Source organism: Metabacillus sp. KJ11-3, assembly GCF_055808295.1.
This window is the reverse complement of record NZ_CM147865.1, coordinates 4,260,926-4,276,448: the sequence shown is the minus strand read 5'-3', so window position 1 is coordinate 4,276,448 and position 15,523 is coordinate 4,260,926. Positions and strand designations below refer to the sequence as shown.

The 15,523-nt window shown below is 34.7% G+C and carries 14 protein-coding genes; 9 read left to right on the top strand and 5 right to left on the bottom strand.

Annotated elements, in window-relative coordinates:
• From AC0L8O_RS21195 to AC0L8O_RS21170, 6 genes are all read left to right on the top strand, one after another.
• A complete protein-coding gene (locus AC0L8O_RS21195; RefSeq protein WP_473445153.1) occupies positions 1–204 on the top strand; it encodes an ATP-binding protein in 204 nt (67 codons plus the stop codon).
• Between the two features lie 23 nt (positions 205–227).
• The gene (locus AC0L8O_RS21190) at positions 228–908 is read left to right on the top strand and encodes a response regulator (protein WP_473445151.1); all 681 of its coding nucleotides are present in this window, start codon (positions 228–230) and stop codon (positions 906–908) included.
• A gap of 172 nt (positions 909–1,080) precedes the next feature.
• A complete protein-coding gene (locus AC0L8O_RS21185; protein ID WP_473445149.1) occupies positions 1,081–2,052 on the top strand; it encodes a tripartite tricarboxylate transporter substrate binding protein in 972 nt (323 codons plus the stop codon).
• A gap of 99 nt (positions 2,053–2,151) precedes the next feature.
• Complete coding sequence (locus AC0L8O_RS21180) at positions 2,152–2,601, top strand: tripartite tricarboxylate transporter TctB family protein (RefSeq protein ID WP_473445147.1); 450 nt, start codon at positions 2,152–2,154, stop codon at positions 2,599–2,601.
• Positions 2,602–2,619: 18 nt separating this feature from the next.
• A complete protein-coding gene (locus AC0L8O_RS21175; protein WP_473449075.1) occupies positions 2,620–4,122 on the top strand; it encodes a tripartite tricarboxylate transporter permease in 1,503 nt (500 codons plus the stop codon).
• Between the two features lie 358 nt (positions 4,123–4,480).
• The gene (locus AC0L8O_RS21170; protein WP_473445145.1) at positions 4,481–5,062 is read left to right on the top strand and encodes a nitroreductase family protein; all 582 of its coding nucleotides are present in this window, start codon (positions 4,481–4,483) and stop codon (positions 5,060–5,062) included.
• Between the two features lie 57 nt (positions 5,063–5,119).
• Here AC0L8O_RS21170 and AC0L8O_RS21165 read toward each other — a convergent pair whose 3' ends face one another.
• Positions 5,120–6,304: a DUF4317 domain-containing protein gene (locus AC0L8O_RS21165; protein WP_026561969.1), complete on the bottom strand. Its 1,185-nt coding sequence runs from the start codon at positions 6,302–6,304 to the stop codon at positions 5,120–5,122.
• 304 nt (positions 6,305–6,608) lie between these two features.
• Here AC0L8O_RS21165 and AC0L8O_RS21160 point away from each other — a divergent pair, with 304 nt between their 5' ends.
• Both AC0L8O_RS21160 and AC0L8O_RS21155 read left to right on the top strand, forming a co-directional pair.
• Positions 6,609–7,739, top strand: coding sequence for a CAP domain-containing protein (locus AC0L8O_RS21160; RefSeq protein ID WP_473445143.1), 1,131 nt, complete (start codon positions 6,609–6,611; stop codon positions 7,737–7,739).
• A gap of 96 nt (positions 7,740–7,835) precedes the next feature.
• Positions 7,836–7,946, top strand: coding sequence for an anti-repressor SinI family protein (locus AC0L8O_RS21155; protein WP_473445141.1), 111 nt, complete (start codon positions 7,836–7,838; stop codon positions 7,944–7,946).
• Positions 7,947–8,004: 58 nt separating this feature from the next.
• Here AC0L8O_RS21155 and AC0L8O_RS21150 read toward each other — a convergent pair whose 3' ends face one another.
• From AC0L8O_RS21150 to AC0L8O_RS21140, 3 genes are all read right to left on the bottom strand, one after another.
• On the bottom strand, positions 8,005–9,126 hold the full coding sequence (locus AC0L8O_RS21150) for a response regulator (RefSeq protein WP_473445139.1): 1,122 nt from the start codon (positions 9,124–9,126) through the stop codon (positions 8,005–8,007).
• A 140-nt stretch (positions 9,127–9,266) separates the two neighbouring features.
• Positions 9,267–12,242 carry an ATP-binding protein gene (locus AC0L8O_RS21145; RefSeq protein WP_473445137.1) on the bottom strand — a complete coding sequence of 992 codons (2,976 nt, stop codon included), beginning with the start codon at positions 12,240–12,242 and terminating at the stop codon, positions 9,267–9,269.
• Positions 12,243–12,464: 222 nt separating this feature from the next.
• A complete protein-coding gene (locus AC0L8O_RS21140; protein ID WP_473445135.1) occupies positions 12,465–13,712 on the bottom strand; it encodes a sensor histidine kinase in 1,248 nt (415 codons plus the stop codon).
• 265 nt (positions 13,713–13,977) lie between these two features.
• Between AC0L8O_RS21140 and AC0L8O_RS21135 the strand changes: the two genes are divergently transcribed.
• Positions 13,978–14,301 (top strand): hypothetical protein, encoded by a 324-nt coding sequence (locus tag AC0L8O_RS21135; protein ID WP_473445133.1) that lies wholly within the window; start codon positions 13,978–13,980, stop codon positions 14,299–14,301.
• Positions 14,302–14,339: 38 nt separating this feature from the next.
• Here AC0L8O_RS21135 and AC0L8O_RS21130 read toward each other — a convergent pair whose 3' ends face one another.
• Positions 14,340–15,518 carry a DUF418 domain-containing protein gene (locus AC0L8O_RS21130; RefSeq protein WP_473445131.1) on the bottom strand — a complete coding sequence of 393 codons (1,179 nt, stop codon included), beginning with the start codon at positions 15,516–15,518 and terminating at the stop codon, positions 14,340–14,342.
• Positions 15,519–15,523: the final 5 nt, after the last annotated feature.

The window sequence follows — 15,523 nt, the reverse complement described above, 5'->3', positions numbered from 1 at the left end:
TTGTTTGAGATAACAGATAGTGGTAAGGGAATTCCAAATGGGTTGGAAGAAACGATTTTTCAAAAAGGTGTATCACTTAAGGGAGAAAAAAGAGGATATGGTCTTGCGAATGTTAAAGAGGAGGTTGAGCTTCTAGGTGGCTTTATTGAATTAATAAGTAGGAAAGATGAGGGGACTGTGTTTTCTGTATTTTTACCAAAGTAATAGAAAAAGAGGGGGAGTCGGGAATGATTAACGTCATAATAGCAGAGGATGACTTTCGTGTAGCCCAAATTCATGAGGCATATTTAGCAGAAGTGAAGCAGATGAACTTAGTAGGAAAAGCAAGAAATGCTAAAGAAACGTTTGAATTATTGGAGAAACTGGAAGTAGACTTAATTTTATTAGATGTATATATGCCTGATCGGCTTGGAACAGAGCTTTTGGCACAAATTAGAGAAAACTATCCTGAAGTTGACATCATGATGATAACAGCAGCGACAGATAAGGCATTTGTAAATAAAGCGTTAAACTACGGAGTAGAACATTACTTAGTAAAGCCAATTACAATTGAGCGATTTAAAGAAATAATGGGTCAGTATAAAAAGAAAAAAGAGTTATTGAAGTCTGTTTCAGACGTGAATCAGGACTTCCTTGATAGTCTTTTTGGATCAGGTGATAAGCAAATTGAAAAGCCATTGCTTCCTTCAGGAATTGATTATGTCACACTTAAGAAAGTCAAAGAAATTATTAAATATGAAACAGATGGAATAACATCGGAAAAAGTCGGCAAAAAAATGGGAGCATCAAGGACAACAGCTAGGAGGTATCTAGAATATTTAGTCGGAACAGGGGAAGCAATATCTGAACATGTATATGGAATTGTCGGTAGGCCAGAGAGACGCTACTACTCAGGAAAGGTAGAGTAGTGGCGTCTCTCTGCTACTTTGTGAACAAAATGAACAAAACATAATTTAATTTATTTATCACACAATATTTTGAAAACGTTTACATTTAAAAGCTTGATAGATAAGATATTCCTAGGTAAAGCACATATGGGTATGTGTAGCAAAAACCGTTAAAAGAGGGGTGTTAGTTGATATGAAAAAAATAGGGATTTTACTTTTATTGATGGCAATTTTAACAGCATGTTCAAATTCAGCATCAGGGAACAAGGAATTTCCAAATAAAAATATTGAAATCGTTGCTCCTGCATCACCAGGTGGTGGTTGGGATTTGACAGCCAGGTCTATTCAACAAGGTTTAAAGGATAATAAATTAGTAGATAGTAATATTAACGTAATGAATAAACCTGGTGGAGGAGGAGAAGTAGGGTGGAAATACTTAGAGTCTAAGGATGCTCATTTCTTAGCTGTTAATTCAAGCTTACTTCTGACGAACAACTTATTAGGTCAAAGTCAGTTAACACATAAGCAATTTACACCAATTGCAACGCTTGCTACTGAATGGATTTCGATTGCAGTTCCAGTTGATTCTGAATTTAAATCAGCTGAAGAAGTAATGAAAAAATTAAAAGAAGATCCTAAGTCATTAAAAATTGGAGTAGGCCCTGCGCTAGGGAATAACGACCATTTATCATTTGTTCAAGCCTTTAGTGAATATGGTGGAGATCCATCTCAACTTGACTTTCTTGTCTATGAAGGTGGAGGAGATGTTGTAACAGCGTTATTGGGAAATCACGTAGATGTTATAACAACTGCATTATCTGAAGTGAAAGACCAACATATTGCTGGAAAGCTTAAAATTCTAGCTGTTTCATCTGAGGAAAGAGTAGATGAGCTTGATGATGTTCCAACTTGGCAGGAACAAGGAGTTGACATGGTATTCCCACACTGGAGAGGAATCATGGGACCTCCTGATATGACAGAGGAAGAAATGGCTTACTGGGATGAAAAAATTGGTGAATTAGTAAAAACTGAAGAATGGCAAAAAGTTCTTAAAAATAATGATTGGGACGATTTTTATAAAAACAGCTCAGAAACAAAAAGCTTCTTAGAGGAACAAGAGAAAACTTATACAGAGTTGGTTAATAATTCTGGGCTCGTTAAATAAAGAATGAAAGGTGAAAAGAAATCAGTTAACCTTCCCCTAAAAGGGAAGGTTAACTTTTCATCAGAAATAGAGAAAAAATATGGAAAGGAGAGAAATCTAATGAAAATCATTAAAATGGGGATGCCAATATTTTTCATTTTATTAAGTTGTCTTTTTTTAGTTGGGTCTTTCAATCTACCAAAAGCAAATTTGGGAAATCCAAATGGTCCGCTATATTTTCCGATCGGATTAAGTTGTTTATTATTAATTTTTAGTATTTTGTATTTATTTCAGGAGCTCAAAATATTAAATAAAGAAAATAAAAAAATAACACTTTTGCTTGCTGGGCGAACTCCTAAACTTATTGTACTTACTGTTTTGTTAGGGGTAGGGTATGCGTTCATTTTTGAGATTATCGGATTTTTATTCTCAACTGTTATATTTTTAGGGGCATTATTATTTGTTGTAAATGGTAAACAAAAGTGGAAAGTTAATGTTATTGTAACGGTTTGTTTCTCATTTTTATCCTGGTATGCATTTAGTGTGTTACTGGGTGTTAGTTTACCTTAGGAGGTGACCTGAATGGACATGAATAATTTTTTTGAAGGATTAATGACATCCTTAGAACCGATGAATATAGTATGGGTTGTAATTGGTGGATTTTTAGGAACGATTGTAGGGATGTTGCCAGGACTTGGACCAGCCACAGCTGTAGCAGTATTAATACCTATTACATTTGGAATGGAGCCCATTAGTGCGATTATTTTAATGGCAGCAATTTACTATGGTGCCATGTATGGTGGATCGAGAAGTTCCATTTTATTAAATACACCTGGTGATGGATCAGCTATTGCCGCAACTTTTGATGGATATCCTATGGCTCAAAAGGGCCAAGCTGGTGAAGCAATGGCCATTTCAGCAGTAGCCTCCTTTATTGGTGGAATTATGGCTGTTATCGGATTTATATTCCTTGCCGAACCCCTTGCAAACTTTGCATTGAAATTTGGACCAGCAGAATATTTTCTTTTAATGCTGCTTACTCTTTCTGCCATTGTATCACTTTCAATTGGCAAAATGATAAAAGGATTTTTGGCCATGTCACTTGGGCTATTATTAAGCACAGTTGGGATCGATACACAAACGGGTGTTTATCGATTTACATTGGGAATCTCACATTTCAGTGAAGGAATTGATTTCTTAATTGTGATTATTGGGGTTTATGCTATTGGTGAAGTATTGTACAATTTCCTCACAATAGATCATCTTAAGAAGGAAAAGAAAAAGGTAGGGAAAATATGGTTTAGCAAAGAGCAATGGAGACGTTCAAAATGGCCAATTTTAAGATCTGGACCACTTGGCTTTATTATTGGAGTTCTGCCGGGAGCAGGTGGATCCATTGCTTCAATGATCAGTTATTCTACTGAAAAGCAAATGTCTAAAAAGTCGGATGAATTTGGTAAGGGTGCTGTAGAAGGGCTTGCTGCACCGGAATCAGCTAATAATGCAGCATCTGTAGGAGCAATGATCCCGTTATTAACAATGGGTATTCCAGGATCCGGTACAACAGCTGTCATGCTTGGAGCACTTATTATGCTTGGGATTAAGCCGGGGCCGCTTCTATTTGAAAACGACCCAACCACTGTTTGGTCTTTAATCAATAGTATGTTTATTGGAAATATTGCTTTAGTAATTATTAATATATTACTAGTTGGTGTCCTTGTAAAAATACTTGATACACCAGCAAAAGTACTTTATCCAATCATTGTATTACTAGCTTTCATTGGAACATATACACTTAGTTATAGTGCTATTGATTTCTTCTTATTATTAGTTTTCGGATTATTCGGACTTATGCTTAAAGTACTAGATTTTCCGATCGCACCTCTTGTTTTGGCCTTAATTGTTGGAGCGGACATGGAACAAAATTTCCGAAAGGCAGTTTTATCATCTGATGGAAGTATAGATATTTTTTTTGCATCACCGATTTCTATAATCCTTATCTTCTTAACGATCTTATCAATTAGCTATCCAGCTATTGTAAAATTCTTTCAAAGACGTAAAGCGAGAAAAGATATAAATATTAATATGTGATAAAAGAGGCCAGTGCTATTCTGTTTAACAGCAGAATACGCTGGATTTTTTTATTACGTATAAAAGTATTAAAATGATACTTGGCGTAGTAGTTAATATCAAATGTGAAGTAACCTTTATGTAGGAGTATGGACATAACAGTGCATAAATTTTTTTACTAGTAAATAGGAGAACATAAGTCCAAACAAAAGGCACCACCATTTAAGGGAGCATCCCTTAGTGAGCAACGACTTCCTTAAGTGCCTAAGAAAGACAATAATCAGAAAATTACTAAAAAAGACCGATTCATAAGCCGTATATTTTGATTAGGAGGAAAATATTGCTAAAATAAATATATCTTGAGTATGGAGGATTATAAATGGTGAATGTTTCAACTAACCGTAAACCTAATTTCGAAGTATCTCCTCAATTTATCAATCGTTGGTCACCGAGAGCCTTTTTGGAAAAGGAAATTCCGGAGAATGTACTTTTCAGCCTTTTTGAGGCAGCGCGTTGGGCTCCATCAGCTTCTAATATACAACCTTGGAAATTTATTATAGCTCGCACAAAGGAAGATCTTGAAAAATTCCATTCTTTTATTATGCCTGGAAACCTTGTATGGTGTAAAAAAGCACCTGTATTAGCTGTCATTGCTTCACAAAAAACTACTGAACGCGGCCCTAATGCTTGGCATGCCTTTGATGCAGGAACGGCTTGGGGACATTTGGCTTTAGAAGCACATGCAAAAGGTCTAGTTACCCATGCAATGGGAGGATTTGAAAATGAGAAGGCACGTGAAGTTTTAAATGTGTCAGATGATATTGAAATTCATGCAGTAATAGCGATTGGATATCAAGGCGAAAAAGTAATACTGCCAGAAAATCTACAGGAGCGTGAACAACCAAGTGATCGCCGTCCGTTGAAAGAATTGCTTTTTGAAGGTACTTTTGACAATATATAAAACAAATGAAAATAAGAGTGAAACCTACAAGGTAAGTAGGTTTCACTCTTAATATTTCTATTCTTCCTCCGGTTTCACACCAAATGCCTCCGGAATCATCGTAAATCCTTCAATTACAGTATCTTCTTCCACTTCAATCATTAGGTAACGTTTGCCGCTTAATTGAACTTGTTTTACGTACCTTAAATCTTGCGGGCTAATCGAAATGTTTGCTATTTTTGTATTGATTTTAATTGATTTTGAAGTGAACTTCGGCAAAACACTGTTTGCTTTTATCTCATATTTATCATCATCAATTATTTTCTTGAAGGAGGTTTCGACCTTTTCTGTATTTACATCTTCAAGTCCGCTCATCTTTAGAACACGTGCTACGTCTATTGAATCTAATTTCGGTTGTTCTTCCTCTTCATTTTCTACGATCATTCGGTTTATTTCTTCATATACATTGGAGAGAGTAGAGGTATTCAATTGATCTCCTGTAACATCTTTAATAATTTCCTCAAAAACGATTTTATCATCTTTTGCGGTCATCGTTTCCTCGCCATTTAATACCTCTTCAATGAATTGGTGATCAGGTTCATATACCCTGCCTGATGAATATAGGATGTGATTAACATCTGCTGCATGATCAGTAAAACAAGGAAACAGAAATCCGCCCATAGGTGCATTAAGGTTAATGATTGGATCAACAACAAAGTTGTATTTAAACTCTCTTTCAACATAGTCAAAAAGCAGTTCTTTTTTGGGCTCTTGAGTATTATTGATGCTGCATAAAATAAAGGGATGAGAGTAAACAGTATCTCGTTCACTTTCCTCAGCTTCGTCATTTCGACGTTTCGTTGGTTTTAAATATTCTCCACGAATGAATGTAACGACAATGTCCATCTCATATTGTCGGGTGAGGAGCATTTTTCCTACGATTTGAAGCATTTGTTCCTTCCAGCCTTCCACATCTGTACTGAGTAATCCTTGATGTAAAATAAGCTGACTGCTATTGGCGGCATCTCGTTGGAACTTTAATTCAAAGAGCTTTTCATCCAAATTGCCAGCAAGTAATTTTTTAAAGTTACTCATAAATAGCTCTTTTTGATCATCATCAAGCATTTCAAATGGCTGGCTTTGATGATGATAAATGTCACTAGATTCCTTCATAATATACACATTAAAAATGTCAGAGATTTTGAGTAAATCATTATTTATTTTGAATTGTTTTCGAATAGTTGCTACATCTTTTTTATTCATGATTTGTTACACTCCTAAGCCACTCTACTTTTAGTCATTCCTTTATTTTAACATACTTGTTTTCAGGATAATAAGTATCGTAAGTGTGTATAAATACCTTAAGTCTTTTCACCAAATTTTCATAATCGGGCGTTATAATCAGCTTTAATTAGGTCAAAGTTTATAAAGAATCTTTTTTACTGTTACTAACAGATAGGATAAGAATTCTCATAAAGACTTGGCGATAAGCCGAGTTTATCTATCTATGAACCTAAATCTTTGCTAAAATCATGACTAAATGAAATACGGAACAGGAGTGTCGTTATTGCCGAGAGTACAAAATATTGTTGCTTTGCTTTTGGTTGCAGGTGGTTTTTGGTATTTTTATGGGGATTCCTTTAATCAAGCCGGTATTCAAGGTGTAGTTGAAGAAGTTCGTACAGATATTACAGAAATAAAGGAAAATCCTGAAGTAGTTTCTGCAATAAATAAAGTGAGTAATGACGTTCAGCAATTGTTTCAGAGGTTCATTCAAAATTTAACGGAAAAGGAAGAAGGAAATCAACAAGTCGTAGAGCCTCCAAAGCTTGAAGCTCCTTCTGAACAGTCATTTTCAGTTTATAATATAGAAATTGGTGATACTCGGGAACAGGTCGAACAGCAAATAGGGACAGCAAAACGATCGTCTTTAAATGAGTATGGAGTTGAGTGGGTTGCATATCACGAGAATTACCAAAACTTTATTATGGTCGCGTATGATGATCAAGACCGGGTTGCTGGCCTATATACAAATCAGGACCTATTAACAACAACAATGGGAATTTCCTTCGCAAGTTCAAGGCAAGCGGTCCTTGCGGAGATGGATGATCCACTTACAAGTATTCAAAAAGGATTTGTATCTTATCAAGTTCAAAATAATGAGGAGTATGATATATTTCGGATTGATCAAAATTATGTGACACTCTTTTATGATAAGCATGAGGAAAATACTGTTACAGCTATTCAAATGATCAGTGAGGAACTGGAAAATCAAAGAGAAAACTTCTTTGCTGTACCAAGTGAAGAGTTGAAAGAAGGGTTTGAGTACCAGTTGTTTGATTTAACAAATGCTGCCAGAGTGACTCATGGTTTATCTGTACTGAATTGGGAGGAACCAGTTCGGCAAACAGCTCGTGATCATAGCAAGGATATGGCGGATCATAACTACTTTAGCCATACCAACCTTAACGGTCAATCTCCGTTTGATCGAATGACAGAAGACAATATTACGTATCGAATGGCTGGAGAGAATCTTGCTACAGGACAAATTAGCAGTGTCTTTGCGCATGAAGGATTGATGAATTCACTCGGCCATCGAGAAAATATATTACAAACAGATTTTGAAGGACTTGGTGTCGGTGTAGCGTTTAGTAGTGATTCACGTCCGTATTATACGGAGAACTTTTTAACGAAATGATATGTTTTCATGGTTTAAGAGTTTTGTAAGAACAACCATATATGATAGTAATAGACCCACTGTTTCTATAAGTTCTTGGGAAAACTAATTACTGGAGTGGTTGAATTGAATCGTGATCTTGATAAAGAATGGGTGTACTTAATTTTAGAGGCAAAAAAATTGGGAATTAGCATAGAGGAAATTAGGTTGTTCTTAAGAAGCATATAAAACCACAAACAATGTAACTTCAACCTCAAATGAAATTACATTGTTTTAATAGGGGCCACTAGCTGGTTATCATCGACTGATACAATTGTTTCAGGGACCTTTCTGGCATGATTCCTAAGTCCTCCATAAGTAAATTCTCAAATTCTTGATACAGTTTAATTGCCTCTGATCTGTATCCTTGGTGAATGAGAATTTGCATGCTTTTTCTAACATTGTTCTCCAAATAAGGATTTAACTTTAGCTGACGTTGAAGGTAATAAAAAGCTTTGTTTGGGTCTTTGTTTTCATAAAAGTTGATCAGTTTATCAAAAAGATGCATAATCTTCTCATAATAATAAGTAGACTTATCATGGGCCCATTCATAGTGGTTCATTTCTAAATAATGGCCTGTATATGTTTCAATTAACTCTATGGCGATGTTCTGATTAGAATCATCAAGAACCTGGACACTCTCTATTGTTTTGTCAAAATGAATCGCATCACAATGAATGGTTTCCAACTGTAATGAATAACAATTACTTGAAAAAGAAATACAATTTGGGTATCCTAATTTGCCTAACATTTTCCGCAAATATGTTAAGCAGGTATGTAGGTGAATTTTTGATTTTTTATAATCTTGATCGGGCCATAGATTTTCAATAATAATATCCTTGTGGATATATTGGTTAAAATGAGTGAGAAGGAATGCAAATAGTTCCTTTACCTTAGCTGTTTTAAAATGAATCAATTGTTGATCTTGAAACACTTGTAGTTCATTAAAACAATTTATGATCAAGGGTTGTGTTTCTGAAATCGTTTTAGACCTATTTTGACTACTTCCAACTATGCTAATTAGCCGATCAATCGTTTTTTCGAGACGTTTACTGGAAATTGGCTTTAATATGTAGTCAATAGAGTTTACCTCAAAAGCTTGGACAGCATACTTCGAGTGTGCTGTGACAAAAACAATATGTATAGAGGATTGGCTGGACAGAATGGCTTCAGCTATATCCAATCCATTAGATTTCCCCATTTCAATATCTAAAAAAACAACATCAATTTTTTCCTCAATGAGATCATGAAAGATCTGTTCTTGTGTAGAATAAGTTTTTATTATTTGAATGATTGGAAATGCCTGTAGTTTCCTTTTTAATAAATGAATAGATAATTCTTCATCATCCATTATGACTGCACGAATCATAAAAAATCATTCCTTTTCACACAAAATCTACCATTATTATACAATATTAATTTACAAGAGATTATCGGGGATATAAAAGCTAACTGTTGTCCCAATTTTGGGGATGCTTTGAATAATCAACCCTTTACCATATAACTGTTTTAAACGGCGATCAACATTTCGTAGTCCCACACTAGTGCGTTCAAGGGATTTTTTTCTATAAAGAGTTCACTTACCTCATTTGCTGTCATCCCTTTTCCGTTATCACTTACAGAAACCTTAATATGATCAGACTGTTTTTTTATATGGATATACACTGTCCCGCCATTTTTCCTTTTTAAGATACCGTGTTTAACAGCATTTTCTACAAGCGGTTGAACAGATAGTGGAGGTAGGAATACATCAAGATCTGTATCGATATCCCACTGTACCAATAAGCGATTTCCAAATCTGACTTTCTCGATATATAAATAAGAGCGGACCAAAGAAATTTCTTGATTTAACGACACGATTGGATCAGCATTACGGAAATCGAAGCTGAGACGCAAATAATGGCTAAACTCTTCAAGAAGTTCTTGCATTTTATTAAGATCAATATCAGCTAGAGCAGCAATTGAATTTAATGTATTAAAAATAAAATGTGGATGTATTTGGGATTGAAGCCAAGCACCTTCCATACGAATACGTTCTTCAATTGAAACTTTTAACCTTGTTGAAGCATTCACCCTTGCCCTTAATTCCAAAGTGTCGACTGGTTTTAAAATATAATCATTAGCCCCTGATTGAAAGCCTGTCATGATATCTTCTGTGTGTGACCTTGCGGTAAGAAGTAATATAGGAAGTTCAGAAATTGAAAATCGTTTTCTAATTAATCGGGTTAGTTCATATCCTGAAACTTTCGGCATCATTACATCCGTAATGACTAGATCGTAAGACTCTCTCTCAAGTTTTGCCAAAGCCTGATGTCCACTCGTTACAGTAGTGACTAGGTAGTCTTTATTTAAGATGGTAGCTAGTATTTTTAAATTAATAGGGTCATCGTCCACTGCCAGAATCTTTTTCTTCTCTGGAAATTCACTTTTGTCACTAGAAGGTATAAATTCAAAAGTAGCATCGACATTATCCATAATTTCTTTTTTTATTAATTGCGTATGTGTTTCTGCTAACTCATCAGACCCTTGAAACAAAGGAAGCGTAAAAGAAAATATAGAGCCTTTACCTGGCGAGGATTGAACGCATATTGTCCCTCGGTGAAGCTCAACTAGCATTTTGCAAATACTTAATCCTAGACCAAAGCCGCCACCTGCTCTTCCTACATTTACTAATGCCTGTTCATAAGGTTCAAAAATTTTTTGTATGATGTCATGACCAATACCAATTCCAGTATCCTCTATGTGAATATGAGCCATACCATTCTCTACTGTAGCTTGAATTGTAATGACTCCTTCATCTGTAAATTTCACTGCATTATGAATTAAATTAAAAAGAATTTGAACCAGTCGTGTTTCATCAGCCATTACAGGTGGAAATGAATCGGGTATCTCTTCTTTTATTTGAATTGGCTTGCCGTCAATTAACGCGTTAGCCAAAGCGAGAACACCTCTAATAACTGCTTTTAAATAAACTCTCTCTAAGTGTAATTGGACCGTATTTTCTTTTAGTCTTGTGCTGTCTAGCAAGTCATTCAACATTAAAGACATCCGCTTACTAATATTAAGTAGTAACGATAATTGATCTTTTTGATTCCAGGCTGGGGATGTTTTGTTTTCTATAAGCATTTGAATAATGTTCATCATTCCGTGCAATGGATTTCTCAGCTCATGTGAAGTATTTACTAGGAATTCATCTTTGCGATTGTTTTCACTTTGTAATTTTTCAGCAAGCTGCTTTGCTTCAGTAGCAATCCTGAAAAAGCGCTTAAACCAAAAGGCTGCAAAACAAAGCAGTGCAATAATTAGATCAAAAGGATAATGCATCATCTCTAATAGTGTATTGCTTTTTAGTGTAGACCAAATAATATTCATTCCGATGCTTGTACAGCCTAGTATCAGGAAGATGCTCTCACTTTTATCAACCTTTGCTAATCGTAGTTTAATGGTTGATAGAATAATAGGCAAAATAAGCACAGCTAACAACAAGACTTTAGAAGAAAACAAAATATATCTTGTTGGAGATACTAGTATGAATAGTGCGTATAAAAGACAGTAGGTCAAAAAAAATTGTAGTTTTATGTCCTTTTTATTTGTCGGATACAATCGGTTTATGATGAGAGGAATAAAGGCCCCAACACCAATGTATGATAAATATGTAATTTTCACTTCCCAGTCATATTGAACTTCGATCCATTTGTATAATAGCTTGTCATCAGAGCCTAGAACACTAACTAGGGCACATATAAGTAATAAGGAGAAGTAAAGCAAGCCTTTGTTTAACGAAGGTCTGATGAAGTATAGGATACATCCATATGCACTGTGTAATAACAAAATTACACAAAGCAATAGTTGCAACCCTACCGATAATTGCGTTTGATAGCGAATTGCCTCTATCGTTCCAAACCTTATAGGTTTGACAATTCCTCCATTGTTACGGTTACTTGAAACTTGAATCATAAGGTCAATTTCATTAGTAGTTGGTTTGATTAAAGCTGTGTATGGAATATTACTCCCTTTATGCTGTTCTTCTGTTGTACTGACTTTTCCTGAACGACCAATTTGTTGACCATTTACATATATAGCTGAAGCATTATTCAATTTATTAATTCTTATTCCGAATGTGTCCACGTCTTTGTTATCAATTAGAATACGAAGTCTATATGTTCCATATTGATAGAGTTGATCTTCTTCAAACACTGTTTTCCAATTATTAGGGACAATAAGGTGATTTTCTTTCTTCATGTTTATTTGGTCTTTAGATGACAGAAATGTTGAGGGGTAAAACTCCCATTCTCCGTTTAACGGAAGTGTCTGATGATCGGAATATTTCCACCCGCGCAAATCTAGTACACCTTGTTTAATAGTAGGAATTTGTGGATAGTCCAACTGTGTCAAAAAACCGATCCATGATAAGCGAATAATTGTTATAGATATAATAAATAAAATAATAATTAGAACCCATTTATATGTTTTTATATGTTTCATTATTCTAATCTCCATCCTTAATATTACTAATTTATAATATAGTAAAAAAGATGGAAAAACTAACATAAAAATGGATATACTGGTAAATTTTATTAGGTTTATGGTTAATAGGGTTATATTGGTATGTATGTAGGCTTGAAAGGGGGATTATACAGCTAGAGGGGTTAAGTTAACAGCTTAGCAGCTTTTAATTAACCATCCTCTATTTTGCCTCAGTTTACATCATAGCTTTTTCATAGGTAATTTCACATAAAATGTAGTTTGCCCGTTGTTAGACTCTACAACAATTCTCCCATGATAAGTTTCCACTATTTTCTTCACAATATAAAGTCCTTGGCCTCTAATCTTTCGTTCTGAATTTTTCAATTTCGTCGAATATCCTGGAATGAATAATTTCTCTTTTTCTTCTGTTGAGATAACGGGGCCTGTGTTTGTTACATAGAGTACATATTCTACGCTGTTGTCTTCACAGTAGATGTCAATTTTACGTTGGTCATGTGGTAATTCACTTGTTGCATCGATCGCATTATCGATCAAGTTAGATAAGATTTTAACCAGGTCGATGGATTGGATGGATTCAAAGGAAGAATTTGAAATATGAAATTGAATATCAATATTATGATTCTGTGCTTTAAGAGATTTTACTTGGAATAAAACAGATAATGCTGGATTTTTAGCGTTACTTGGCATTTGATAGATGACTTTGGCTTCTTCACGCATTAAATTTGAATAATCCAGAGCTTCCTGCTGTTTTCCTAGTTTAAGTAACCCATTTAAAACTTGAATGTGGTTGGCAAAATCATGACGTAATGAACGTACAGACTGTACTAATGAATGAATTTCAACATGATATGTTTCTTCTGTTTCGCCAATTTGGTTCATTAATTCACGCTTGTACCATTTTTGTATAATGAAAAAAATCATTAATAATAAAATGACTAACAGTCCACTTATGATAAAGCTTGGTATACTGTTCTCAATTACCGTAGCACCAATTTGATCAAGGGTTGTTGTTTCAATATCTATACTTAAAAATCCGATTGTTTCTCCTTGTTTGTTTTGAATGGGTACTCCGGCAGATATATACTCGCCATAATGTGGATCCTTAATTTTACCTGTTACATACGGCTTGTTCGCGAAGGCTTGTTGAATTTGATCCAAAGGAACCAAACAGTCCATACCAATCGTATAGTAATTTTGATTATCTTTTGGAAATCCGGCAATCATGACTTTGGGTCTTGACTTTGGATCCTGGAAAGATAATGTATAAACATGCAAAGCTGCCGTATGTTTTTGTGCTTCATATAGAGATTGTCTAATCTTCCAGTAATCCTTCTTTCTTTCAGGTTTTTTAAGAAAACGCTCATAGGCATCTGTATCAATTGTTTTCGCAATTGAAGCAGCCATGACTTGTGCGTTGTTCCCTACCGAAATTTCTGCTGCTTTTTTAGCAGTATAATAAGAAACCAATATATTTAGTGTAACTAAACAAAGGAGAGTTGTTATCGCAAGTATAATAATGAATTTAATCTTTTTACTCTTTTTAATGATGTTATACTCCTTTCGACAGAATGTTTAAAGGAAAAATACATTTCTACTATAATAGGTATCTAAAGAATTCTACCCAATATTGGCTATAGTTACAATAGGTAGTACCAGTTTGCAAAATTTGGGTAGTGCAGGCTGAGAAAATAAAGGAACCATTATAAAAATCCTTCAAAATATAGAAAAAGGAATGGCTCACATAGAAGAAAAACTCAATACTGAGCAAAAATATTATAAGTTTCATATTGAACATATAGAAAAATTGACACTTGAAAAAGGTGCCTCAGCTGTGAACTTCAGAAACAAGTTTCCAACAGATTTTACAAGTAACAAACAACACAATCAGGGTTTTGGGAATATTTTTGGAAATGAAAATGACATTCATGATATACAGTCGCTTATGGAAGAAAAGGATACAGTGGAGGTTTACTATGACAGTCAAGAGAAGCCTGATGATAAATGGATGGAAATGCTTTTGAAGAGTAAAGATGAAGAAATTCAGGAAGGCGGATAGACATATGACGATATACGCCTATCCACTTTCACATTAAACTACATTGATACTGTTTGTTTTTTGTTATTTGGGCCTTTTATAGAGAAATTTGTAACAATTCTCAAAACCCTCTCGATAGGACCCTGTTTAGCTATTCTAAGATATAATGTACTAGCAATCATTTGAATTATAAATATACCTATTGCAAGGGTAATGCCTTCAATTACAGAGGACTTTCCAAAATATCCAAAGCCATATCCATAATAGATTGTTGTACAAATGATTGTTTGCATAAGGTAATTTGTTAGAGAAAGCTTTCCGACACTTATGAATGCCTTTTTAATCATTCCCTCTTTTGAAAGGGTAAAAAGAAAAGCAAATAAAAAGATGTAACCAATTGATAATAAGTTCGCTCCTATGAAACTGAAGACCTCTGACCAATTGAAATCAGGGAAAAAGAGTGAACAACTTTTTAATACCAAACCGACAGGTACTAAAATCGAGCCAAGTTTGTATTGCTTTTTTTCTAATTGGGGCATTGTAAATAACTCTATTTTAGCGCTATAAATTCCTAGTAAGAATAGTGGTGCAGAAATTAATGGAGCCAGGGCTAGAATGAAGAGAAATAATCCATCTGATATGTCTAATGGTATCTCATTGTTACGGTGTTCTTTAATTTCCGAATAAGTTCCTGTGCTGTAGATGTCGATTGTATCTCTCACATAGGTCTCCATCTGCTTTTGTTCTTTCTTCGTTTCTTCATAACCTCCATAGCCTAATAAGGACGTCAAACAAAGTAATATGACTGCCCAGATGAGAATGGTGTTACTTTTTCGGTTTAAGAAAAGTAATAAAAAGAACCCCATCATTCCGTAAAAGGTTAAAATATCTCCCTCCCATAGATATGTACCATGCAAAATACCTAGTAGTAAAAGTGCAAGAAATCTCCTGACAAAGTAGCGCTTATATTTGAGGGCTTTGCCTTCCAATTTTTCTTTCATTTTTACCAGTGAAAAGCCAAATAAGAAGGTGAAGATTGGCATAAAGCTCCCCTCAATGGCAATTTTTATAACATGATAGGCTGTATGATTAGCTTGTGAAAGAGAGTAAAAGCTAATCTCATCTTTTCCCCATATCCCATATTGAAAAATGAGCATATTTGCTAGTAAAATTCCAAACAAACTTGCACCTCTCATTGCGTCAATCATATCAATTCTGTTATGTGCAGTAGTCTTCATAATAA

Excerpts from the sequence above, each read along its gene's own strand:
- AC0L8O_RS21190 (WP_473445151.1), top strand. The coding sequence starts at position 228 with ATGATTAACGTCATAATAGCAGAGGATGACTTTCGTGTAGCCCAAATT.
- AC0L8O_RS21185 (WP_473445149.1), top strand. The coding sequence starts at position 1,081 with ATGAAAAAAATAGGGATTTTACTTTTATTGATGGCAATTTTAACAGCA.
- AC0L8O_RS21180 (WP_473445147.1), top strand. The coding sequence starts at position 2,152 with ATGAAAATCATTAAAATGGGGATGCCAATATTTTTCATTTTATTAAGT.
- AC0L8O_RS21175 (WP_473449075.1), top strand. The coding sequence starts at position 2,620 with ATGAATAATTTTTTTGAAGGATTAATGACATCCTTAGAACCGATGAAT.
- AC0L8O_RS21170 (WP_473445145.1), top strand. The coding sequence starts at position 4,481 with ATGGTGAATGTTTCAACTAACCGTAAACCTAATTTCGAAGTATCTCCT.
- AC0L8O_RS21165 (WP_026561969.1), bottom strand. The coding sequence starts at position 6,304 with ATGAATAAAAAAGATGTAGCAACTATTCGAAAACAATTCAAAATAAAT.
- AC0L8O_RS21150 (WP_473445139.1), bottom strand. The coding sequence starts at position 9,126 with ATGATTCGTGCAGTCATAATGGATGATGAAGAATTATCTATTCATTTA.
- AC0L8O_RS21145 (WP_473445137.1), bottom strand. The coding sequence starts at position 12,242 with ATGAAACATATAAAAACATATAAATGGGTTCTAATTATTATTTTATTT.
- AC0L8O_RS21135 (WP_473445133.1), top strand. The coding sequence starts at position 13,978 with ATGGCTCACATAGAAGAAAAACTCAATACTGAGCAAAAATATTATAAG.
- AC0L8O_RS21130 (WP_473445131.1), bottom strand. The coding sequence starts at position 15,518 with ATGAAGACTACTGCACATAACAGAATTGATATGATTGACGCAATGAGA.